A 22,902-nucleotide genomic window follows, 5' to 3' on the forward strand; every position below is an offset into this window, starting at 1 on the left:
CTGAGAATTCAGCTGGAATTTCTTATATAATTGTAATTCCTTTTTCTATCCATAATTTTGCAAGGTTTAGCATTTGCCCCCAACCTAATGCACAACCATATTTTATTTGTAATTCATCGAGAGTATATACCTGTGTATAATCAATTATTTTAAGCCAGGTTCCGTTATTTTCGTCTTTAGAAAAAGACATTTCAACCTTTGAACGATATCCTCTTTCTTCTTTATACCACCAGAATATTATTAACCGCTTATCTATTATTTCTTCAATATATCCTTCATCTTCCACAATTTCACCAAGGGTTAATTGCTTCCATAAAAATGTGATTTTACCTTCATTTCTTAATTCCATATACATTTTATCAGTAAACCATGGACTCCAACCATTTTCATTAACAAAAACATTCCATACTTTTTCTATTGGAGCATTAAAATATTCAATTATTTCAATTGGCGGTGTTTCGACCATAATCCATTACCTCCATTTTTTGACATTTCAATAAGAATTATAGTATAATTTAGTTAATCATTTATAACTTTGAGGGGGAATTTTTGTGAAGTTTATAGATTTAAGGAGCGATACAGTAACTGAACCAACAGAAGAAATGAGAGAAGCAATGTGTAAAGCTGAGGTTGGTGACGATGTTTACGAAGAAGATCCTACAATAAAAAAATTAGAAGAAATGGCAGCGCATATATTAGGAAAAGAAGCAGGGCTTTTTGTGCCAAGCGGTACTTTTGGAAATCAACTTTCTTTATTTACACATTGTGAACGCGGTAATGAAGTAATTGTTGGTGATGATTGTCATATTGTTCAGCACGAAGCAGGTGCAGCATCTATAATAGCAGGAGTTCAGTTAAGAACTGTGAATTCTGATAAAGGTGCTTTACCACCTGAAGAGGTTTTAAGAAAGATTAGAAAAGAAGAAGATATACATTATCCAAAAACGGGTTTAATATGTCTTGAGAATGCACATTCCAATGGAAGAGTAATACTTCTGGAAAATTTTAAAGAAATAAGGAAAATAGCTGATGAATATAGTATTCCCATTCATCTTGATGGTGCAAGGATTTTTAATGCAGCGACCTATTTAAAAGTCGAAGCGTCAGAAATTGCCAAATATGCCGATTCTGTTAGCTTTTGCCTTTCTAAAGGATTATGTGCTCCAGTTGGATCTGTAGTAGTTGGAAGCAAAGATTTTATTGAAAAAGCTAAAAAAAGAAGAAAAATTATGGGTGGTGGATTAAGACAGGCGGGGATTCTTGCTGCAGCAGGAATTGTTGCACTTGAAAAAATGCGATTAAGACTGGATGAAGATCATGAAAATGCCAAATATTTAAAATCAAAGCTTGAAGAATTTGATTTTATCAATATAGTTGAAGAGGTTCATATTAACATGGTCTTTTTTAAAATTAACAGGGATTTTGAAAATATAGATTTTATTGATTATATGAGAAAAAACGGTATAAAAATTAATCCTCCAGAAGAGGGAATATGGAGGTTTGTAACCCATTATTGGATTAAAAAAGAGGATATAGATAAAACTATAGATATAATAAATAAATATTTTAAGGGGTTATGATAGTATGAGTACAATAATTAGTGGTGGAATTTTTGTTTTATTTGTTATGGGGTTATATATTTCTTTATTGAGGAAAAATGAAAAACAAAAGTTTAAAAAGGCATTGAAGAAAGGTAAGAAGAACTTAATTCAAAATGTTTTAAGGTTATTCATAATATTTTTGATTATAGGAATGTTGCAGAATTTTCTTGCTCCAGACAAAGTTGGACAATTTTTATTGAATTTTTCAGGTATAAAAGGAGTAGTAGCAGGATTAATTACAGGTTCAATTATGATGGGGCCACCTGCCAGCGGCTATCCAATAGCCCAATATCTTTTCCAGAATAATGCAACTGTATCTCTTGTAACAGCGTTTTTATTATCCTGGGTTATGCTTGGGATAATGTTTATAACTTATGAATTTCAATATTTGGGTAAAAAATTTACATTGATTAGAAATACTCTTGCAGTTATTTCTATTATTATAATTTCCATTATTATGGAGATGATAATATGAAGCAATTTATAAAAAATTTCATGATGGAATTTATTCTTTTAATAATTGCAATTGTTCTTATAATAATTAATCCAGATAAAGCGATAAATGGAGTTATTTATGCATTAAAAACATTATTAAATCTTTCATTGGTAATAATTGGTGTTGCATTTTTAACTGGATACATTTCAGAAGTAGTAACCAAGAAAACTATATCAAAGTTTATTGGCCATGAAAGTGGATTAAAAGGAATGTCATTAGGAGTAGTTTTTGGAACAATGATGGTTGGACCAGCATTTGCATTTTATCCTTTCTTTGCTGAACTAATAAGAGAAGGAGCAAGTGTTGGGGTAGTTGCAGCAACAATTGCTGCATGGTCAGTTAAGATTCAATGGATGCCGCTTGCATTGAGCTTATTAGATGTAAAATATGTCTTGTTGTTAAACTTCTTTATAATATTATTTGCGTTTTTTAGCGGGATAATAATGAATTATTTATTTAAAAAATATGGAAAATAAAAAAAAAGCCTTATTCCAGAGCTAAGGAGAATAAGGCTTTTTTATTTCCTGAATATTTATTATTTGAGCTTTTTTATTTTCATCATAATTGATTTCAAAGAAATAAATAAAGTCTTTTTCATCATAAAGATATGGAATAATCTTTTTATCTATATCCGTTAAGTTTTCTTTTTGAAAATGCTTTTTATTTATCCATTTTAAAATACCTTCATTACATTCTGGCAGAGGTTCTTTCTTTATTTTCGCTAAAAATATAAATAATATCCAGTTATAATGTTCTGGACCTTCTTCGGAAGTAAATGCTTTTAGTTCAATATTTTCTAAATTAAAACCTGTTTCTTCCATATACTCTCTTTTCATTGCTTCAATAATCTCTTCATTATCCTTTACTTTTCCACCAGGCGGAACTAATTTTCCTGCAAATGGTTCTTTATATCTTTCAAGCATTAAAACTTCACCATATTCATTTTCAGCATAACACATTACAGCTATTTTTTGATTTTCATTTTTAAGTAATCTATTAATGTCAAAGTTAATTTTTATAGTGTTAAAAAATTTTTCGATATTTTTCATATTATCCCCCTTCAATATAATATTCTAAAAATAAAGCCTCCCGTTAGGGAGACTTGAGATTATTTTTCAAATGTTGGATACGATAAAATCAAGTTGAAATTTTTAATCCATAAATCGGCAACCAAATCCTTTTTATTACTACTACAATATGTCCAGAATACAATTCTCATTTTATCAGCTTTTTCATTTGCAAATTTAGATACATCAAAGTTTAATTCAAATGGCGTATACATTGTAGCATATAATCGATTAATCCATTTATGTTTTTCAAAAGGATAGGAATTATTTCCCCATACATATGATGTTTTTCCAACTTCATATCCATCTTTATCCATAAAAACAATTAATAATCCTGCTAAAGAATATTCTTTTTCATCAGTACTTTTTGTACTTGAAGTGAATCCCATCATATCAACAGATAAATTAACATGTGTTCTATTTCCATATGGAAGTTTAAAATCTTTATATAAATTGTTTTCAGAAAAACCGTCTTTATGTATTCTTAACCATTTTTTACCATCCACAGTATCTACATATATTAAGCTACCGCCCTGTCTTCTTCCTCCTATTTTCCATTCATTTGATTTTTCAATAAAAGGATAAACATATTTTTCAATGTGCTTTGGAATTATAATTTTTACGATATCTTTCTCATTAAGTTGAATTAAAGAATCTTTCAATTGCACATCGTATATACCATTGTAATAGTGTACTAATTTACCTTCAATAACTTTACCATTTAAAAGATAGAATTTTTCGGAAAATACTAATAACGATAATACAAAAACAAGAAATAAGAAAAGAAATTTTTTCATAATTTCGCCCCCTGATAGAATTTTTATTATATTTATATTATATCAGGGTATTTGCGTTTTTTCAATCAATATTAAAAAATTCTATATCTTCTTTTAATATATTAATAGCAATTTCTTTGTCAATAGTTGAAATTACTCCAATAGGAGCGAAAATATAATTTTTATCATAACCAATTTTTTTGATTTCTTTTGGCAACAATTCATCAGGATGATGTTTATGTTGGCCGATAATTGATTTTATTATAGTTTTATTGAATTTTGATCTTGTAAGAACACCACCAGTTCCAAAAATATATTTTATAGCTGTTAAATCCTTTCCCTGAGCAATAGTTTTTCTCCCTAAAGGTGTATAGATATGTTTTTTCCTTCCAGCGTGTCTTCTTATTCCTTCAACAAAACAATATTCAGCTAATGCTGCCATAAACTTTTCATTTTCAATGGTTTTGGGGTATGGAGAAATTTCTTCAACAAGTTTATCAAAATTTTCAAATCTTTTTCTTAATTCTTTTTCGCCAATAAGTTCTATTACTGTATGTGCATTCACAAATACTCCCATATCCCCTTCTACGGTTCTTTTGGCAACTGGTTCAGGATTAATCATAATACTTTGAATTTCTGGATCGCCTTCAGTAACAGAGTCAACGTCTGTAGTTGCTCCTCCAATATCTACTGTTAAAACATCTTTATATAATTCACTTAATAGTTGTGTAGTTCTCATTACAGCTGCAGGTGTAGGAATAATTTTTTCATCAACATATTCTTCTATTTTTTCCATTCCTGGCGCGTGGATAATATGTTCAGAAAAAACCTCTTGAATTACCTTTCTTGCCGGTTCAACATTTAATTGATCAACCTTTGGATATACGTTTTCGGTAATATATAATTTTTTTCCACTATCTTCAAAAATTTCTCTAATTTCATCAACAACAGCAACATTTCCTGCGTAAATTACAGGAACATTTATAGGTAAATTCCTTAATAATTCGGCATTATGTAATACAGTTTCTTCTTCACCATAATCAACACCACCAGCAAGAAAAATTACATTTGGTTTTATTTCAAGAATCTTTTTTAAATGGGATTTTCTCATTTTGCCAGCGGTGATATATTTTATTACACCACCAGCGCCAAGAGCAGCTTCTCTTGAAGCTTTTACAGTCATATCATATACAAGTCCATGAACAGTCATCTTCAAACCGCCGGCGGCTGAGGACGTTGCAAGGAATTTATTCCATTCAACCTTTTCTCCTAAACGCTCCTCGGCAATTTTCAATGCTCGTTCTATACCTATTGTTATATCCCCTTCATTAATAGTTGTGTAATGTTCTCCTTGAGAAAGAATAATAGGCTTTTTAGTATCTATTTTATCAAATAAGGTTACTATAGTTGTTGTACTGCCAATTTCTGCAGTAACTAAATCAATTTTCATTATCTCACCTCATTGATATATTCAATAAGTCTATTGATTCCTTTTTCAAGATTTTCTATAGAGTTTGCATAAGAAATTCTTATGAACCCTTTAGCTCCAAAACCACTACCAGGTATAACAGCTAATTTTTTTGTTTTTAATAGTTGATTACAGAAATTTAAGTCATTAGTATCGTATTTTGAAACATCTATAAATAGATAAAATGCTCCTTTTGGATAAACATAAGGTAAATCTGTTTGATTGAATTTGTTCAAAACAAATTTTCTTCTTTCATCAAATTTTTCTATATAATAATCAATATCTACATCAAATGCTGATAATGCACCATATTGAGCAGGAGTATTGATATTTGAAGAAAGATGACTCTGTATTTTCTTAATTTCTTTTGAAATTTCTTTTGGAGCTACTGAGTAACCAACTCTCCACCCTGTCATTGACCATGTTTTTGAAAAAGCATTAATTATTATAGTTCTTTCTCTTAATTCTTCTAATTGTGTAGGTGAGAAAAAATCACCTTCAAATACTAATTTTTCATATACTTCATCACTTATAATATAAATTTCTCTATCTTTTATTAATTCATAAATTTCTTTAAATGTTTCTTCGGGATATACGGCGCCAGTTGGATTATTTGGAGAATTAATAATTATAGCTTTTGTTCTTTCGCTTAAATAAGGTTCTATATCAGAAGCTTTTGGAATAAAATTATTTTTGAATTTTAATGGAACATGAACAGGAATTCCACGGGCCATTTTTATTTGAGCTTCATAACTTACCCATGCAGGATCAAGCATTATAACTTCATCTGCAGGGTTTAATAATGCCAATAACGTATTGTACAATGCCTGTTTTCCGCCATTGGATACTACAATATTATCTGGAGTATATGTTGTGTTTCTTCTACTATTAATAAAATCAGCAATTTTTTCTCTCAATTCCAAAATACCAGCTGAGTCAGTATATTTTGTTTTTCCTTCAAGCATAGCTTTATAAGCACTTTCAATAATTTCTTTAGGAGTTATAAAATCCGGTTCTCCAGCAGTTAATTTAACTACATCTTCTCCACTTTTTTCAAGCTCTATAGCTTTTGCATTTAATTCTAGAGTAATAGATGGTTGAATACTTTTTATAATTTTTGATATCAAAATAATCCCTCCAAAATAAAATATTGTGTCATTTGTATTCTAACGCTTTATGAAAAAAATTTCAATATCAATTATGCTGTATTTATGTTAAGAAAATGGCAAGATGATAATTATACTCATTTATTTTCCATTAATCTTATAAATTAAAAATAAGGCAGTTCTTTAAAAGAACTGCCTTATTCAAAGTATTCAACACTTAAATTTAGTTTTTCTAATTTGTCAAATAATTTTTCATATCCTCTAAATATATGATCAACGTTATTAATTACAGTTTCCCCTTCAGCTGCTAACGCAGCAATTAATAATGCTGCTGATGCTCTTAAATCTGTTGCTTCAAGTGGAGCGCCTGATAACTTTGTTACTCCTGTAATAATTGCCGTATTACTTTCAACAAAAATTTTTGCACCCATTCTGTTAAGTTCATCAACATGATTAAATCTTGTTTTAAAAACATTTTCTGTTATAGATGATCTTCCAGGAATTAAGCTAAGCAATACCATTAGTTGAGGTTGTAAATCTGTTGGAAATCCAGGGAATGTCGAGGTTTCAACATCAACAGGAGTTAATTCCATTTTTGAAATACCGCTAACAATTAACGTATTATTTTTAAATTCATAATGAATTCCGAGTTTTTCAAAAATATCAAGTAAGGAGAAAAGATGATCTTCTATTACATTGTTTAAAGTAACTTTTCCCCCGAGTATAGCTCCTAATATAGCATAAGTTCCAGCTTCAATTCTATCTGGAATAATAGTATATTCTGTTCCGTATAATCTATCGGTGCCATAAATTTTGATATTAGATGATCCCTGACCTTCGATTCTAGCTCCCATTGAAATTAGGAAATTACATAAATCTACAATTTCGGGTTCTTGGGCACAATTGGTCAATATTGTTTCAGTATCTTTTAACATTACTGCTGTTGTAATTAAATGTTCAGTTGCACCAACACTTGGGAAAGGCAATGAAATATGTATTTTTTTCTGATGATTATTTTCTGTAAATTTTGAATTTGTATAACCATGTTCGATTTTTGATTCAATTCCTAATTTTTTTAAACCTTCTAAATGAAAATTAACAGGTCTTACACCTATTGAACAACCTCCAGGTAATGCAACTTTTGCATAACCATTTCTTATGGTAAGTGGGCCAAGTACGTTAAATGAAGCTCGCATTTTTCTTACAGGACCATAGGGTAAAATAGAATTGATTTTTTCTTCGCCTTTTTCTATAACTAATGTTGAGTTTTCCCACGTAACCTTTTTACCTGTGTTTTCTAATATTTCAATCATTGTATTAACGTCAGCAAGATTTGGTATATTATGCAATATAACCTTTTCATCGGTTAGAATTGTTGCAGCTAATATAGGTAATGCCGAATTTTTTGAACCGGATATGGTGATTTCACCGTTTGCATATTGAGGTCCGGCAACTTTCATTTTACCCATGGTTTCAATCTCCAATCTATGTTTCATTCTATTTCCTCCATTCATATGAATAGCGCTATTCAAAATATTTTATTAAATCTCCCGTAGATGTTAAATCTTGAGGTAAATAAAATTTGTATATCTCTAAATTGTTTATAAAATCAAGTTTTTCAATTTGACTTTTTATTCTGTCGGAAACTTTAAACAATACATCTTCTGTAATGTCTGGTATAATTATGGCAAATGTTGTTTTTGAATATCTCAACACTAAGTCCAACGGCAATCTTACATTGCTTCTTAATATTTTTCCTATTTCCATTTCAGGACCTTTATACAATTCACCTTCGTATTTTATTTCAGCTAATTCCGGTAATTTTAGAATAATAAGACCATAATTTTTCTGGCTTTCGAAAGCCTTTTCAAGTAACAGGTAAAAAATCTTATCAAAAAATTTTCTTGAATATACCCTTGTTGATGGATCAATAAAATCACGTGTGATAATATCATCTACAAAATCACTATATGCATCTATCTCTTCTTTAGTAAAAGTATTATATTCTTCAATAAGTTTATTCATATTATCAATTGTACTTTCAAGTTGATCAACTTTTTCCTTCAATTGATTATTCTCTTTTTCTAATTGATTTACCTTATTTTCAAAATCCATTTTATTCCCCCCTTATTTTTTACCAACTCCAATTTTTCTTTGCAGAATATATAGGAGTTTTATTGTTGATAAAATCGTTTATAAGATTTTCAACGCTTTTTGAAAAATAAACTATACTTTTTTCTTTACTGTTTTCAGGAAGTTTTCTATAGTATTTTTTATAGTTTTTTCCTATCCAGCCTGTAACAATAATAGAATTTTCATATATTTCTTTTATTATTTCTTTATAATTTTCAGAATTAAAAATTTCCCAGTTTAATTCTGGATAAATATCATTATTTAAAAATACCTTTTTTTCTATTTTATCATAAAACATAAAGGTTTTATCATATGTATTAGAATAATAAAAAACTTTTCCAGCCTTTTGTTCTAAGGAATTCTTTACATCTGAATCAAAATCCTGTCTGAGGTAGATAACAGGAAAAATGCCTGATGTTTCAAACCCGCGTATCATAGTATAAAGAACCTGGGATACTATATATGGGGAGCTTGCAATATATTCTAAAAAATTTTCTGTTCCTTTTTTTAATGTGGCTAAATTACCAAATACAACAAAATCATATCCTTTTCTTTTTAAAAAAGAGCCTATACTTTTTGAAAATTCAAATATCAAGTCATAAGAGTTTAATGTGCCTAAAACAAAATAATCCAATTCTTTATCCAATTCATGTAAATTTAGCAAATAACCATAAAAAGCCTCTTTATTGACTGAATCTTCTAAAGAGGTATTTAAATAACCTATTATTACTTTTTCTTTTTCAATTGGTATTTTTTCAGAAAAAACATAAATAAAATTAATTACTATTACTAAAATTAGAAATAATCTTTTCAAGGACAATAGCAACACCCTCTTCATCATTTGATAGGGTTATATTTCTTGCAGATTCTTTAACATGTTCATTTGCATTGGCCATTGCATAAGAATTCTTTGACAGAGAAAGCATAGATATATCATTTTCACTATCTCCGAATATATATGCTTCTTCCAGATTAAATCTGTAAATTTCCTTTAATTTCTTTAAAGCAAGACCTTTGGATGAATCCTTATTTAAAAAATCAAGATAAATACTAAATGATCTAACTATATTTAAGGTATTTCCATATTTTTCTGTCATGGATTTTTGAATAATATCAAGTTTCTCTGGTTGATTTATAGCGAGAATTTTTGTTGGTTCTCCATGTTGTTTTATATGCTCAACAATATCTTTTACAATCTTATATTCAACACCTGAATGTTTGGCATATTGTTTTATTTCATCATTGTCTTTATCGGTAATTAAATCATCATTTAAATATATTTGCACATGTGTATCGTGTTTTTTTAAATCCTCAATAACCTTAATAGCTAAATCCTTTAAAATATCAGATTCAAAAACAACTTCCCCTGTATGACTTACAACATATGCACCATTATATGAAACAATAGGGATGTTATTATGTAAAAAAGGCATATATTTTTCTACAATTAATCTTGTAGATTTATACATTCGACCACTTGCAATAATTATAAAACTTCCCATTTCAAATATTTTTTTAATACTTTCAACAGTTCTTTGGGAAATGGACTCATTTGAATTTAATAATGTTCCATCAAGATCGAAGATAAATGTTTTATTATGCAAGTTTCTCACCCCTTAAATTATATCATACATTTAACAAAAAAACAAAAAAATGGGGATAAATTCCCCATTTTCTGGTGGAGTCGATGGGACTTGAACCCACGACCTCTACCGTGCCATGGTAGCGCGCTCCCAGCTGCGCCACGACCCCACATCACAAATTATTATATAATATAAAGTTTAAATTGTCAAGAAATCCATTTTAAATTTTGTTCTTTTCCCTCATTTCCTTATATGCAGGACATATTTCTTTGAAATTACACCATTTACAATTATTTATAGATGGATTTGCTACAAAATATTCTTCATCTTTTGGAATATTTAAATATGAATCCTTAAGATAACCTTCTAAAACCTTTATCTGTTCTTTTATAAACTCTTCAACTTCTATAATATCCTCATTTTTAAATACTCTTTCTTCTGCATAACCATAAAGAAGATATTCATTAATCAAGATAATGTCCTCAAGTGGGAATCCATACTTTAAAGAAGCATATAATGCATATAACCTTAATTGAAATTCATCATCTTTAGAAGGTTTTCCTGTTTTCCAATCAACAATATAAATCTTTCCATTTTGTTCGAACATTAAATCGATAATGCTGTAAATCTTATAATCATTTATAAAAAAATGAGGGAAATTAGTTTCATCAACTTCATATTTAATATGTTCCTCTTTTAATCGCTGATAAGTATCAGAAGAAAAGTAATTATTAATTATTTTTTCAGTTTTTTCTTTTAAATTTCTTCCAAAATTATCATCAAATAATTTTCTCGTGTTATAATAAACAGAATGGAACATAACATAATCCTTAGGTCTTTCAAACCATTGCTTTTTATGTTTATACGAATCTTTTATGGCAATATTAAATTTATTTCCTATGAAATTAACAGCATCTCTTTTGTTATTTAAAGAAGATGTAGTAATATTTATTGTGATAAAATCATGAACTACATTACCAAGATATTTTTCAATTGTAGTGATTTTATCCAGCCTATACGCAAGTTTTTTTCTGTACTCAACAGTATCTTCCCAACCACGCCATTTATAAAACTTTGTGAAGTAGAATTCACGAGGGCATTTATTCAAAATTTTATGTTTTGAAAGAGACCATGACTTTTCAGGATATTCACCAATCAAAATTTCAACTCCTTTATTTTTTTCAGAAATATTATAACATAAAATTTAAATATATAATCAATTATGAGGTGATGCGATGAACTTTTTTGAAAAACTGTATGAAGCAATAGAACTGGAAAAAGAAGCAGAAATACAGGCTATGAAAAATGAAATAAAATTGTACAAAAAAGAAAGGGAAAAAATGGGAAGGGCTATAACAGGCCTTTCTGGAAAATATCTTGGAAGGGAAATAGGTAACTTATACATAGTAAAATTTGGCAGAAAAAAGGATATAAAAACAGAGATTTCTTCTGGAGATATTGTATTGGTAAGTAAAGGCGATCCATTAAAAAGTGATTTAACAGCGACGGTTACAGAAGTTGGGAAAAAGTATATTATCGTATCCTTTTCTGAAAAAATTCCTGTTTGGGTATATAAAAGCAAAAACATAAGACTTGATTTATTCTTAAATGAAATAACCTTTAAAAGAATGCAAAAAGCCATTTTAAAAATGAATTATGCTGAAAATGAATTAAAAATATTAAAAAACATATTTACCGGGAAATATAAACCAACACCCATTAAAAAAGAAAAAATAAAGTTTTTTGATAACTCATTGAACAAATCTCAGAAAGAAGCAGTAGAAAAAGCAATTGGAAGCAAAGAAATATTTTTAATTCATGGACCACCTGGAACAGGAAAAACAAGAACATTAACAGAAATTATAATCCAGGAAGCTAAAAAAGAAAAGAAAGTGCTTGTAACTGCTGACTCAAACGCTGCAACAGATAATATACTTGGAAATCTAATAAAATATGAAACCTTTAAAATCTGCCGGCTTGGACATCCTGGGCGTGTAGACGAAGACTTAAAAAAACATTCATTATATTACATAGCAGAAAACCATGAAGAATACAAAGAAATTGTAAAAATCAGAGATGAAGCCATGCAGTTATCTGAAAAAAGAGACAAAATAGGAATAAAGCCAACCCCGCAAAATAGAAGAGGGTTAACAGACGAACAAATTGAAAAATATGCTTTAAAAGACAGAGGAACAAGAGGAATATTCCCAGATGTAATGAAAAAAATGTATGAATGGATAAAAATAAACAATGAAGTTCAAAAACTCTTTGACAAAGCCAGGGAAATGGAAGAAGAGTTAATAAAAAAAATAATTGAAGAATATCAAATTATAGTAAGCACAAACAGTACATCAGGAATAGATGAGTTAGAAAATATAACCTTTGATGTTGTGGTAATAGATGAAGCATCCCAATCGACAGAACCTTCATGTTATATACCAATTACACATGGCAAAAAGATAATTATGGGTGGAGACCACAGACAATTGCCACCAACAATATTAAATAAAGATGTAGAAAATATTCTTTCAAAAACGCTTTTTGAAAGAATGATTAACAAATATCCATCGCATTCCGCAATATTAAAGGTTCAATATAGGATGAATGACAAAATAATGCAATTCTCAAATCAAAAGTTCTACAACGGAATATTAAGAAGTGCAGATAATGTCTATAATCAAACCTTAACTCTTGATCTTTCAGAAGTAAATGACGAAAAAACAAAGGAAATTCTTGATACAACACCAATTGTTTTTGTAGATACCTCAGCAAATCCAGAAAGGTTTGAAATATACAAAAAAGGTTCAAAATCAAAATACAATCCATTGGAAGCAAAAATAGTAATTGAACTGGCAACCATATTAAAAGAACAAAATGTCGATTTTGGAATAATCACACCTTACAAAGACCAGATGAAATATTTAAAAGAAAAGACAGATTTTTATGTCAATACCGTCGATGGTTTTCAGGGAAGAGAAAATGACGTAATAATCCTTTCGTTAACCAGAAGCAACGATGAAGGAACAATAGGATTCTTAAAAGACGAAAGAAGATTAAATGTAGCAATAACCAGAGCCCGTAAAAAACTGATAATAATAGGTGATATCTCAACACTGAAAAATTATCCACTATTTGATGAACTTATAAACTACATTTCCTTACATGGGAAAATAATTAGTATATGAACAAATCCCTTCCGAATTTTTCGGAAGGGATTTGTTTATAAAAGGGTATAAGATTTGTATATGTTTTATATAGTTTATGTATTCAGGGTATAAAAATTTTTAAAACTGCAAACAAATGTTCGTATAAAAATAAGTTGGCACGGTGTTGCTAATAATAATAATGGAATAAAAAATACAGTGGGAGGTATGAAAATGAGAAAAGTAGCAGTAACAGGATTAGGAACTATTAATTCAATAGCAAAAAACACAAAGGAATTTAAGGAAGAATTAAAAAAGATGACTATAGGTATTGATCACATAACTCAATTTGACACAACAGATCATAAGGTAAAGATTGCAGCAGAGGTTAAAGATTTTGAACCAACGTTATATATGGATAAAAAGCTTGCAAGAAGATATGACAGATTTTTACAGTTTGCAATTGCAGCAACAAAAGAAGCATTGGAAGATAGTAATCTTGAAGGAGAAGATTGGAAGGAAAATGCAGCAGTAATTGTTGCATCAGGAATAGGTGGATTTAAAACATTATATAAGGAATTTTTGAAAATGGAAAAGAAAGGTCCAAGAGTTGTTAGTCCTTTCTTGATACCAATGATGATTTCTGATATGGCTTCAGGTGTTGTTTCAATAGAATTTGGATTAAAAGGTCCTAATTTTAATACAGTAAGTGCCTGTGCATCATCATTACATGCAATAATTATGGGAAGTATGTTAATAAGACATGGTTATGTAGATGTTGCAATAGTTGGAGGAACTGAAGCAACAATAGATCCAATGCCAATAGCTGCATTTGCTAATATGATGGCATTATCAACAAGAAATGATGATCCTAAGACTGCATCAAGACCATTTGATAAAGATAGAGATGGTTTTGTAATGGCTGAAGGTGCAGGGGTTATTGTGCTTGAATCTGAAGAACACGCTAAAAAGAGAAATGCAAATATTTATGGATATGTAGAAGGATTTGGTATGACAGGTGATGCTTATCATATAAGTGCTCCTGATGAAAATGGGACTGGTGCAGCTAAAGCTGTGGAATTAGCTCTTGAAGATGCAAAGGTTGATCCAGAAAAGGTAAAACTTGCAAATTGTCATGCTACTTCAACACCTGCTGGAGATATTGCTGAAACACGAGCTCTAAGAAGTGCATTTGGAGAACATGCTAAAAAAATATATATCCAGGGAACAAAATCATTGGTAGGACATGGATTAGGTGCAGCAGCAGCAATAGAATTTATAGGTATGGTATTGCAGATGAAAGAAGGATTTATTCATGGAATGCCAAGTTTATTTGAACCCAATGATGAATTAAAAGATTTGAATTTCCCAAAAGAAACTATAGAAGAAAAGGTAGAATATGCCATAAAGAATTCATTTGGATTTGGAGGACATAATGCATCGATAGTGTATAAAAGTTTGTAAGAGGAGTGATTTTATATGAAAATAGGTATAGTTACCGATAATACGTGTAATTTAACACAGGAATTTATGGAAAAAAACGATATTGGATATGCTTCATTATATATTTTAAGAAACGGAAATCATGTAAAAGCAATTGATTTATGCCAGACAACTTTTTATGAGGACTTAAAAGTTGGATCATACGTACCTTTAACCTCTCAACCTTCTGTAAAGGATTTTGAAGAGGTATACAGGGATATGCTAAAAAGATATGATTATCTTATTACAGTTACAATTTCTGAAAAATTAAGCGGGACATTAAATTCTGCAAGATTAGCAGCTTCTATGGTTGATGAAAAAAGAATATTTTTACTGGATTCAAAATTAACCAGTTACGGTTTAGGTTTTCTTGTTTTGGAATTAATGGAAAGAATAAAAAGTGGAATGTATAGCGTCGAACAACTTGTTGAATATGCAAGGGAATTTTACAAGTCTACAAGAATATATTTTAGCGTTACCAATTTAGATTATTTATACAAGGGTGGTAGAATTGGTAAAGCAAAGGCATTAATGGGTGGATTGCTTAATATGAAGCCAGTCCTTTCATTGACTGAAGGGGAAATTATACCTGTAAAAAATGTGAGAGGTATTGGTAAGATGGTAAAGGAATTGGCAAATTTAGGACTTGAAAGAATTGATTCCATGAGATTAAAGAGATTGGCAGTGATTCATACTGGCAATTTAAAATATGGTGGCCAATTGTTAGAAGAATTAAGAAGTAGAGGAATAAAAGATGAAGATATAGTTTATTCAATGTTGGATACAGTAATAGGAACTCATTTAGGACCTGAAGCGGTAGGGGTGATAACACAATGGGAGTAATGAATATTGATGAAATAATGAAAATATTACCACATAGATATCCTTTTTTGTTGGTTGATGGTGTGGAAGAAGTTTCAGAAAATAAAATAATTGCATATAAAAATGTGTCGGTAAATGAACCGTTTTTTCAGGGGCATTTTCCACAATATCCAATAATGCCGGGGGTACTTATTATAGAAGGCCTCGCACAAACTGCCGGATTATTATTGATGAAGGATTTAAAAGATGATGCAATACCATTGTTTTTAGGTATAGACAAGGCAAGATTTAAAAAAGAGGTTCGTCCTGGAGATAAGCTTGTATATGAAGTTGAATTGATTCAGGAGAAAATGGGTATGTATAAATTAAGTGGAAAAGGAAAGGTGAATGGAAAAGTAGTAACAAGTGCTGAAATACTTGTTGGAATAAAGAAGGGATAACATGAAAATTAAAGAAATTAATGCATATATTCCTGAAAGAGTGTTGGATAATAAAGAACTTGCAGAAAGGTTTAATGTTTCTGAAGAATGGATATATAAAAGAACAGGAATAAAAAAAAGGTTTGTATCCGAACTGGATATATTTCAAATGGGAATGAAGGCAACAGAAGGTTTAAATTTAAATGGTGTTGATACTGTATTATTTGTATCTTCAGTAGGAGCACATTATGTTCCTTATTATGTAAGAGCATTTGAAGAATTGAAAATAGCAACGCCAAGATACGGAATAGATATATCAAACGGATTTGTTGGTTTCATTACTTCTTTGCATATTGCAAATTCAATGTTTAGAGAAAATATAGCCAATAAAATATTGATGATTATATCGGAAAAATTATCGGATCTTGTTGAACCTGATGATATAAATACTGCTATCTTATTTTCTGATGCGGCTGTAGCCATGATTTTGGAAAATCATGACAATTGTGTATGTGATCATAGGGTTCATTATGATCCAGAATATCTTGATGCATTAAATATAAATGAAAATAAAAAGATAAAAATGGATGGTAAAAGGGTATATAAATTTGCAGTCAATAATATGAGAAAAATGATAGATGCGTATTTTAAGGAATATGGAGAAAAGATAGTAGTTCCTCATCAGGCAAACAAAAGGATACTGGAAAGTGTAAAAAAATATTATAAAAACACTGAATTTATAGATATAATAGAAGGTTATGGAAATACGGGAGCAGCCAGTATACCGGTATCTTTATTTGTAAAATATGGCAATAATGAAATATCGTTAAAGGATTATTTATTTATATCGGTTGGTGGTGGGATGACGGCATCAGGAATTGCATGGAGGTGTGGTAATGAATAGAGTTACAGAAATACTAAATATAAAATATCCAATTTTTGAAGGCGGTATGGCCTGGGTAGGAACGCCAAAACTTGCAGCAGCTGTATCAAATGCAGGTGGTTTGGGAACTATTGGTGCAGGAAGTATGACACCGGAAATATTGGAAAAAGCAATAGATGAAATAAATACATTAACCGATAAAACATATGCGGTTAATATAATTCTCGTTAATCCATATGCTGATCAATTAGTTGAAATAGCAATAAAAAAGAAAGTACCTGTATTGGTTTTCGGTGCTGGAAATCCAGGGAAATATATTCCAGAATTAAAAGAAAACAATATAAAGGTTATGGCTGTAGTTTCTTCTGAAAACCTCGCTTTGAGACTTCAAAAAGCTGGTGTGGACATAATAATTGGAGAAGGAATGGAATGTGGTGGCCATATAGGTGATGTTACTACGATGGTTCTTATACCAAAATTAGTTGAAGTTCTTGATATTCCTGTAGTTGCAGCTGGCGGAATAGCGGATATTAGGGGAATGAAGGCCGTAATAGAACTTGGTGCCGAAGGAATACAAATGGGGACACGTTTTGTCGCTACTCATGAATGTGAGGCACATGAAAATTACAAAAATCTTATTTTAAAAGCTGGAATTAGAGATGCTATTGTAACAGGTGCGACAATGGGACATCCAGCAAGAGTTTTAAAAACAAAGTTTGCAAAGAAAATAAAGAAACTTGAAGTTGCATCACCGGAGGAAGCAGAAGAATTGATGGTTGGTAGTTTAAGAAAAGCATTTGTTGATGGTGATTTAGAAAATGGTTCTTTCATGGCTGGGCAAAGTGCTGGATTAATAAATGAAATAAGAAGTGTAAAAGAAATTGTAGAAGAATTTGGTATGGAATTTGAGAAAATTTTAAAAGAGAGAGGTGCTGAAAAATGATAGCATTTGTATTTCCTGGCCAGGGTTCACAAACACTTGGAATGGGAAAAGAAATACTTGAAAAATATCCTGAATATGAGAAATATTTAGATATAGCATCAGAAAGCATAAGTGTTGATTTAAAAGGGATAATATTTGGTGATGATGAACAATTATTAACTTTGACAGAAAATACTCAACCTTCATTATTAACTATATCTTATATAATGTATTTATATGCAATTGAAAAATTAAATATTGTTCCAGATGTAGTAGCTGGACATTCGTTAGGGGAATGGACAGCGTTAGCAGGAGCTGGAGTATTATCTTTTGAAGATGCAGTAAAATTGGTTAGGTTGAGAGGAAAATACATGAGTGAAGCATGTCCTCCAGGTGTAGGAGGTATGGGGGCAATAATAGGACTTGATATAGAAAAAATAAATGAAGTTTTAAAGGAATTTGAAAATATAAATGTAGCAAATCATAATTCTCCTGAACAGATAGTAATAAGCGGAGATAAAAAGGAAGTACAAAAGGCTTTAGAAGTAATGAAAGAAAAAGGTGCGAAAAAGGTAGTTGAATTAAATGTTAGTGGCCCTTTCCATTCAAAATTAGTTGCACCAGCCCAGGAAAAAATGGCAGATGAATTGGCAAAAATAGAGTTCAAAACACCAAAGTATAAGGTGATTCAGAATTATTCCGCAGAGGTTGAGGAAGATCCGGAAAAAATAAAGGAGAATCTCATAAAACAGATAACCGGTACTGTAAGATGGGTTGAATCAATAAAGAAGATGAAGGAAATAGGTGTTGAAAAAGTATATGAAGTTGGACCTGGAAAGGTTTTGACAGGCCTTGTAAAAAGAATAGACAAAACATTACAACCTCAAAGTATATTAAAGGTAAAATAAATATTTAAAATACCACAAGACAGCCATTTTTAGTTAATATCCCCTTCCGTTTTTCTGGAAGGGGATATTGTTATGATATAATTTAATGAATAATTTAAAGGAAGGGTGAAATAATGAAAGTATTAGTGACAGGTTTTGAACCATTTGATGGTGAAAAGATTAATCCATCTTTTGAAGCGGTAAAGCGATTATCAAGCAGTATTTATGGTGGTGAGATAATAAGGTTAGAAATCCCAACGGTATTTTATAAATCCATAGAAACATTAAGAAGTAAAATGTGTGAGGAGCAACCGGATATAGTAATATGTGTTGGTCAAGCTGGTGGAAGGGCAAGAATATCAATAGAAAGAGTGGCAATAAATATCGATGATGCCAAAATTCCGGATAATGAAGGGCAAAAACCAGAGGATAAGCCTATATTCTTTGATGGTGAAAATGCATATTTTTCCAATCTTCCTATAAAAAAGATAAAAAAGGAGTTGGAAGGTATAGGTATTCCAGCAGAGATATCAAACAGCGCAGGAACCTTTGTTTGCAACCATTTATTGTATGGATTGATGTATTATATTGAAAGGGATTTTAAAAAAACTTTAGGTGGATTTATTCATGTTCCTTATCTTCCTGAACAAATTATTGATAAAAAAGGAAATCTTCCAAGTATGTCATTGGAAAATATAGTAAAGGCACTTGAACAAATTATAAAAACAAGCATTAAGGAATCTATAACATAATAAATTTAATCCAAAAATCTGATTATGATATAATATATATGAAAGAATAAGGGGGAAAAGGAAAGATGGGAATATACGATCAATTATTCAAGGAAATATTTTCCGATAAAGAAATGGTACTTGAATTTATAAATATGTTTATTCCTAAATTAAAAAGTTATGGGATTTCAGCAGAAGATATAACAATAGAACATACAAAATTTACAGATATAAAATATGGAGATAAGGAAAGTGATTTACTATTTAAAGTAAAATATTTTGAAAATGAAGTATATCTATATTTATTGATAGAACATCAATCAACTGTAGATTATTTAATGCAATTTAGAATACTCGAATATATGGTACGAATATGGAAAAATTATATAAATGAACATAAAAAAGAATCGAGAACAAAAGGGTTTAAATTAATACCAATAATGCCGATAGTATTTTATACAGGAAAAAGAAAATGGACGGCTGAAAATTGGTTTATGAAAAAAGTAGAAAATTGGGAAATGTTTGATGAATATACACCAAAATTTAAATATGAAGTAATTGATTTAAGCCAAATTTCTGAGGAACAATTAATAAATATAAAAAATGCATTAGGTTTATTATTAGCTTTAAATAAAGCAGAACGAAATAAAATTCAGAAAATAATATATGAAATAAAAGAAGAGTTGGAAAAATTGCCTGATAAAGAAAAGGAAAAATTTAGAAATTATGTGAACGGAGTGATAAAAACTCTCGTCAAAAGGAATGGGGAATTGGAACTTCCTGAAGAAGTTTTTGAAGAGGAGGTGGAAAATATGTTTGAGAATTTTGTAAAAGCGGTAAATGAAGCGATTCATGATGCTCTAGAAAAGGGATATAAAGAAGGAATGGAAAAAGGTAAAAAAGATGGATTTCAACAAGGAATTCAAGAAGGAATTCAAGAAGGAATTCAACAGGGAATTCAACAGGGAATATTAGAAGGTGAAAGAAGAAAAGCGATAACGCTATTACGGGTTCAATTGTTAAAAAAATTTGGAGAAGATATAAAAATTTATCTGGATAAACTTGAAAACATGAATCTAGATGAATTAAATAATCTGGCTGAAAATATATTTGATATAACATTAGATGAAGTAATTGATATTCTCAAAAATAAGTAAAGGGCATTTAAATATGCCCTTTTTTAAATTAATATATTAAGTATTATGAAAGATTTTTAATACGCAATATATCAGAAAATTCAACAAAAAATGTTATAATTAATTATAAGCAGTATTAAATAGATTCCAGGAGGAAGATATGGACATAAAAATAATTTCAAAAGAGAATATCTTGGATGATTATAAAGTAAATATATCAGAAGATGTATTTTTTGGAAAAGGTTATTTTACAATAATTGCTGGACCATGTTCTGTAGAAAGCAAGGAGATTGTTGAAGAAACTGCGCATTTCCTTTCAGAACTGGAAATAAAAATAATGCGTGGAGGAGTTTTCAAACCAAGGACTTCTCCATATTCTTTTCAGGGGCTTGGCAAAAAAGGATTGGAATATTTAAAGTCTGCCTCTGAAAAATATAATTTGAAAATAATAACAGAAGCTCTTGAGGAAGAGAGTCTTGAAATTGTAAATAAATGCGCAGATATAATTCAAATAGGCTCAAGAAATTCTCAGAATTATGGACTTTTAAAAAAAGTTGGTCAAATGTCTAAGCCGGTGTTGTTAAAACGTGGTTTTATGATGACAATTAAAGAGTTTCTATATTCTGCGGAATATATAGCCCTTGAAGGAAATAAAAATATAATATTGTGCGAAAGAGGTATTAGAACCTTTGAAACACAGACAAGAAATACTCTGGATATATCTGCTGTGCCAGTATTGAAAAACGAAACTTTTTTACCAATTATAATTGATCCAAGCCATGCGGCTGGAAGAAGGGATATAATTCCTGATCTCATAAGAGCTTCACTTGCTGTTGGAGCAATGGGAATAATGGTTGAAGTACATCCTAAACCAGAAAAAGCCCTTTCCGATGGGAAGCAAAGTTTAACTTTCAAAGAATTTGAAGAGGTTGTGAAAGAATTAAGAGAATTATCAAAGGCTTTCGGAGTTGAAATTATATGAGGATAATGCCAATAAAAAAGATAAGGGCTAAATTGAGTATGCCAGCTGATAAGTCCATTACACATAGAGCGTTGATATTATCTTCACTGGCAAAAGATGAAAGTATTATCAATAATTTATTATTATCAGAGGATACAAAAAGGACATTTGAAATATTGAAGAAAATAGGAATGCGTTTTTCAGGAGATTTTAATAAACTTAAGATAATACCTCAAAAAATAAAAGAAGATAAATATGAATTATATTGTGGTAATTCAGGAACAACAGCCCGTTTGCTGAGTGGATACTTTACGTCAAAAAACGGGCTGTTTTTGTTAACTGGGGATCAATCCCTTTCCAAAAGGCCTATGAAACGAGTTGTAGAACCATTAAGACAAATGGGAGCGAATATTGAGACTCGGAATAATAAATTGCCATTAAAAATAATAGGAGGAAAATTAAAAGGGATAGATTATACTTTACCTATTTCAAGCGCTCAGGTTAAATCAGCGATAATAATAGCAGGATTAGATGCGGAAGGAAAAACAATAATTAGAGGAGATAAGAGTTCAAGGGATCATACTGAAAGAATGTTAGAATATATGGGAGCTAATATAAAGGTTAGTAAGAATTATGTAGAAATTCAAAAATCGGAATTATATCCATTAAAAAATTTTTATATTCCTGGTGATATATCTTCAGCAGCATTTTTTATAACCCTTGGAATATTGCATGAAAATGCTAAAATCACAATAGAAAATGTTGGATTAAATAATACAAGAATGGGATATATTGAAATATTAAAATCAATGGGGGCTAATATTGAATATGAAATTATTGAAAATGAACCGGAACCATATGGAAATATTTATGTTGAAACATCAAAAGATTTACATGGAATTGAGATTCCTGAGAATCTAATTCCTGCGGCAATAGATGAATTGCCACTTTTAGCTTTAGTTGGAACAAATGTTGATGGGAAAATAATTTTAAGAAATGCAACAGAGTTGAGGGTAAAAGAAAGCGATAGGATAAAATCAATAGTTGATAATTTCAAGAATTTAGGAATTAGAATTAAAGAATATCCTGACGGTTTTGAAATATCTGGAAAACAGAGAATAAAAGGTGGAAAGATTGAAACATTTGGCGACCACAGAATAGCTATGATGTTTGGTATAGCGGGATTAATTAGCGAAGAGGGTATATACATTGAAAATGAAAAAGATGTTGAAATATCTTTTCCAGAATTTTTTCAACTTATAAATCAATTAAGCAAAGAGTTTTAG

24 protein-coding genes and 1 tRNA gene are annotated in these 22,902 nt (G+C 30.0%); 14 read left to right on the forward strand and 11 right to left on the reverse strand.

Annotated elements, in window-relative coordinates; translation table 11 throughout:
* Positions 1-22: 22 nt before the first annotated feature.
* On the reverse strand, positions 23-466 hold the full coding sequence (locus MARPI_RS00145) for an SRPBCC family protein (protein ID WP_014295560.1): 444 nt from the start codon (positions 464-466) through the stop codon (positions 23-25).
* Between the two features lie 85 nt (positions 467-551).
* On the opposite strand from MARPI_RS00145, the gene ltaE reads away from it, so the two are divergent.
* From ltaE to MARPI_RS00160, 3 genes are read left to right on the forward strand one after another with little or no spacing between them, the layout of a single operon-like run.
* Complete coding sequence (gene ltaE / locus MARPI_RS00150; protein WP_014295561.1) at positions 552-1,580, forward strand: low-specificity L-threonine aldolase; 1,029 nt, start codon at positions 552-554, stop codon at positions 1,578-1,580.
* A 4-nt stretch (positions 1,581-1,584) separates the two neighbouring features.
* Complete coding sequence (locus tag MARPI_RS10540; protein ID WP_014295562.1) at positions 1,585-2,076, forward strand: permease; 492 nt, start codon at positions 1,585-1,587, stop codon at positions 2,074-2,076.
* A complete protein-coding gene (locus tag MARPI_RS00160) occupies positions 2,073-2,573 on the forward strand; it encodes a hypothetical protein (protein ID WP_014295563.1) in 501 nt (166 codons plus the stop codon). Before MARPI_RS10540 ends, MARPI_RS00160 begins: the two co-directional genes overlap by 4 nt.
* Positions 2,574-2,594: 21 nt before the next feature.
* On the opposite strand, the gene MARPI_RS00165 is transcribed toward MARPI_RS00160, so the two are convergent.
* The 10 genes from MARPI_RS00165 to MARPI_RS10545 form a co-directional block, all read right to left on the reverse strand.
* A complete protein-coding gene (locus tag MARPI_RS00165; RefSeq protein ID WP_014295564.1) occupies positions 2,595-3,146 on the reverse strand; it encodes an NUDIX domain-containing protein in 552 nt (183 codons plus the stop codon).
* Between the two features lie 59 nt (positions 3,147-3,205).
* Positions 3,206-3,961 (reverse strand): hypothetical protein, encoded by a 756-nt coding sequence (locus tag MARPI_RS00170; protein ID WP_014295565.1) that lies wholly within the window; start codon positions 3,959-3,961, stop codon positions 3,206-3,208.
* 61 nt (positions 3,962-4,022) lie between these two features.
* Positions 4,023-5,390 carry a GlmL-related ornithine degradation protein gene (locus tag MARPI_RS00175; protein ID WP_014295566.1) on the reverse strand — a complete coding sequence of 456 codons (1,368 nt, stop codon included), beginning with the start codon at positions 5,388-5,390 and terminating at the stop codon, positions 4,023-4,025.
* A complete protein-coding gene (gene aspC, locus MARPI_RS00180) occupies positions 5,390-6,535 on the reverse strand; it encodes an aspartate aminotransferase (RefSeq protein ID WP_014295567.1) in 1,146 nt (381 codons plus the stop codon). Before aspC ends, MARPI_RS00175 begins: the two co-directional genes overlap by 1 nt.
* A gap of 176 nt (positions 6,536-6,711) precedes the next feature.
* Complete coding sequence (gene murA, locus MARPI_RS00185) at positions 6,712-8,010, reverse strand: UDP-N-acetylglucosamine 1-carboxyvinyltransferase (RefSeq protein ID WP_014295568.1); 1,299 nt, start codon at positions 8,008-8,010, stop codon at positions 6,712-6,714.
* 28 nt (positions 8,011-8,038) lie between these two features.
* Positions 8,039-8,629 (reverse strand): diguanylate cyclase domain-containing protein, encoded by a 591-nt coding sequence (locus MARPI_RS00190; protein ID WP_014295569.1) that lies wholly within the window; start codon positions 8,627-8,629, stop codon positions 8,039-8,041.
* 19 nt (positions 8,630-8,648) lie between these two features.
* The gene (locus MARPI_RS00195) at positions 8,649-9,461 is read right to left on the reverse strand and encodes a hypothetical protein (RefSeq protein ID WP_148265113.1); all 813 of its coding nucleotides are present in this window, start codon (positions 9,459-9,461) and stop codon (positions 8,649-8,651) included.
* Complete coding sequence (locus MARPI_RS00200; RefSeq protein ID WP_014295571.1) at positions 9,424-10,251, reverse strand: Cof-type HAD-IIB family hydrolase; 828 nt, start codon at positions 10,249-10,251, stop codon at positions 9,424-9,426. The genes MARPI_RS00195 and MARPI_RS00200 overlap by 38 nt, the downstream gene beginning before the upstream one ends.
* A 72-nt stretch (positions 10,252-10,323) precedes the next feature.
* Positions 10,324-10,399, reverse strand: a tRNA-Ala gene (locus MARPI_RS00205).
* Between the two features lie 51 nt (positions 10,400-10,450).
* Entirely contained in the window at positions 10,451-11,389 is a 939-nt protein-coding gene (locus MARPI_RS10545) for a PD-(D/E)XK nuclease family protein (RefSeq protein WP_014295572.1), read from the reverse strand.
* Between the two features lie 76 nt (positions 11,390-11,465).
* On the opposite strand from MARPI_RS10545, the gene MARPI_RS00215 reads away from it, so the two are divergent.
* From MARPI_RS00215 to aroA, 11 genes are all read left to right on the forward strand, one after another.
* Complete coding sequence (locus tag MARPI_RS00215; RefSeq protein ID WP_014295573.1) at positions 11,466-13,415, forward strand: IGHMBP2 family helicase; 1,950 nt, start codon at positions 11,466-11,468, stop codon at positions 13,413-13,415.
* A 192-nt stretch (positions 13,416-13,607) separates the two neighbouring features.
* On the forward strand, positions 13,608-14,837 hold the full coding sequence (gene fabF / locus MARPI_RS00220; protein ID WP_014295574.1) for a beta-ketoacyl-ACP synthase II: 1,230 nt from the start codon (positions 13,608-13,610) through the stop codon (positions 14,835-14,837).
* Between the two features lie 15 nt (positions 14,838-14,852).
* A complete protein-coding gene (locus tag MARPI_RS00225) occupies positions 14,853-15,698 on the forward strand; it encodes a DegV family protein (RefSeq protein ID WP_014295575.1) in 846 nt (281 codons plus the stop codon).
* On the forward strand, positions 15,698-16,117 hold the full coding sequence (gene fabZ, locus MARPI_RS00230) for a 3-hydroxyacyl-ACP dehydratase FabZ (protein WP_041638659.1): 420 nt from the start codon (positions 15,698-15,700) through the stop codon (positions 16,115-16,117). Before MARPI_RS00225 ends, fabZ begins: the two co-directional genes overlap by 1 nt.
* A gap of 1 nt (position 16,118) precedes the next feature.
* Positions 16,119-17,000, forward strand: coding sequence for a 3-oxoacyl-ACP synthase III family protein (locus MARPI_RS00235; RefSeq protein ID WP_014295577.1), 882 nt, complete (start codon positions 16,119-16,121; stop codon positions 16,998-17,000).
* Positions 16,993-17,922 carry a nitronate monooxygenase gene (locus MARPI_RS00240; RefSeq protein ID WP_014295578.1) on the forward strand — a complete coding sequence of 310 codons (930 nt, stop codon included), beginning with the start codon at positions 16,993-16,995 and terminating at the stop codon, positions 17,920-17,922. Before MARPI_RS00235 ends, MARPI_RS00240 begins: the two co-directional genes overlap by 8 nt.
* The gene (fabD, locus tag MARPI_RS00245) at positions 17,919-18,809 is read left to right on the forward strand and encodes an ACP S-malonyltransferase (RefSeq protein WP_014295579.1); all 891 of its coding nucleotides are present in this window, start codon (positions 17,919-17,921) and stop codon (positions 18,807-18,809) included. Before MARPI_RS00240 ends, fabD begins: the two co-directional genes overlap by 4 nt.
* Before the next feature lie 113 nt (positions 18,810-18,922).
* Positions 18,923-19,540, forward strand: coding sequence for a pyroglutamyl-peptidase I (gene pcp, locus MARPI_RS00250; RefSeq protein ID WP_014295580.1), 618 nt, complete (start codon positions 18,923-18,925; stop codon positions 19,538-19,540).
* 65 nt (positions 19,541-19,605) lie between these two features.
* A complete protein-coding gene (locus MARPI_RS00255; protein ID WP_014295581.1) occupies positions 19,606-20,676 on the forward strand; it encodes an Rpn family recombination-promoting nuclease/putative transposase in 1,071 nt (356 codons plus the stop codon).
* 139 nt (positions 20,677-20,815) lie between these two features.
* Positions 20,816-21,637, forward strand: a complete 822-nt coding sequence (gene aroF / locus MARPI_RS00260) for a 3-deoxy-7-phosphoheptulonate synthase (protein WP_014295582.1) — start codon at positions 20,816-20,818, stop codon at positions 21,635-21,637.
* Positions 21,634-22,902 (forward strand): 3-phosphoshikimate 1-carboxyvinyltransferase, encoded by a 1,269-nt coding sequence (gene aroA / locus MARPI_RS00265; RefSeq protein ID WP_014295583.1) that lies wholly within the window; start codon positions 21,634-21,636, stop codon positions 22,900-22,902. The genes aroF and aroA overlap by 4 nt, the downstream gene beginning before the upstream one ends.

Origin of the sequence: Marinitoga piezophila KA3, from assembly GCF_000255135.1 — a bacterium.
Taxonomy (GTDB): Bacteria; Thermotogota; Thermotogae; order Petrotogales; family Petrotogaceae; genus Marinitoga; species Marinitoga piezophila.

Bases quoted from the DNA above. Each gene is read 5' to 3' on its own strand.
- MARPI_RS00145 (WP_014295560.1), bottom strand. From the start codon at position 466: ATGGTCGAAACACCGCCAATTGAAATAATTGAATATTTTAATGCTCCA.
- MARPI_RS10540 (WP_014295562.1), top strand. From the start codon at position 1,585: ATGAGTACAATAATTAGTGGTGGAATTTTTGTTTTATTTGTTATGGGG.
- MARPI_RS00160 (WP_014295563.1), top strand. From the start codon at position 2,073: ATGAAGCAATTTATAAAAAATTTCATGATGGAATTTATTCTTTTAATA.
- MARPI_RS00165 (WP_014295564.1), bottom strand. From the start codon at position 3,146: ATGAAAAATATCGAAAAATTTTTTAACACTATAAAAATTAACTTTGAC.
- MARPI_RS00170 (WP_014295565.1), bottom strand. From the start codon at position 3,961: ATGAAAAAATTTCTTTTCTTATTTCTTGTTTTTGTATTATCGTTATTA.
- MARPI_RS00175 (WP_014295566.1), bottom strand. From the start codon at position 5,390: ATGAAAATTGATTTAGTTACTGCAGAAATTGGCAGTACAACAACTATA.
- murA (WP_014295568.1), bottom strand. From the start codon at position 8,010: ATGAAACATAGATTGGAGATTGAAACCATGGGTAAAATGAAAGTTGCC.
- MARPI_RS00190 (WP_014295569.1), bottom strand. From the start codon at position 8,629: ATGGATTTTGAAAATAAGGTAAATCAATTAGAAAAAGAGAATAATCAA.
- MARPI_RS00215 (WP_014295573.1), top strand. From the start codon at position 11,466: ATGAACTTTTTTGAAAAACTGTATGAAGCAATAGAACTGGAAAAAGAA.
- fabF (WP_014295574.1), top strand. From the start codon at position 13,608: ATGAGAAAAGTAGCAGTAACAGGATTAGGAACTATTAATTCAATAGCA.
- MARPI_RS00225 (WP_014295575.1), top strand. From the start codon at position 14,853: ATGAAAATAGGTATAGTTACCGATAATACGTGTAATTTAACACAGGAA.
- fabZ (WP_041638659.1), top strand. From the start codon at position 15,698: ATGAATATTGATGAAATAATGAAAATATTACCACATAGATATCCTTTT.
- MARPI_RS00235 (WP_014295577.1), top strand. From the start codon at position 16,119: ATGAAAATTAAAGAAATTAATGCATATATTCCTGAAAGAGTGTTGGAT.
- MARPI_RS00240 (WP_014295578.1), top strand. From the start codon at position 16,993: ATGAATAGAGTTACAGAAATACTAAATATAAAATATCCAATTTTTGAA.
- fabD (WP_014295579.1), top strand. From the start codon at position 17,919: ATGATAGCATTTGTATTTCCTGGCCAGGGTTCACAAACACTTGGAATG.
- pcp (WP_014295580.1), top strand. From the start codon at position 18,923: ATGAAAGTATTAGTGACAGGTTTTGAACCATTTGATGGTGAAAAGATT.
- MARPI_RS00255 (WP_014295581.1), top strand. From the start codon at position 19,606: ATGGGAATATACGATCAATTATTCAAGGAAATATTTTCCGATAAAGAA.
- aroF (WP_014295582.1), top strand. From the start codon at position 20,816: ATGGACATAAAAATAATTTCAAAAGAGAATATCTTGGATGATTATAAA.
- aroA (WP_014295583.1), top strand. From the start codon at position 21,634: ATGAGGATAATGCCAATAAAAAAGATAAGGGCTAAATTGAGTATGCCA.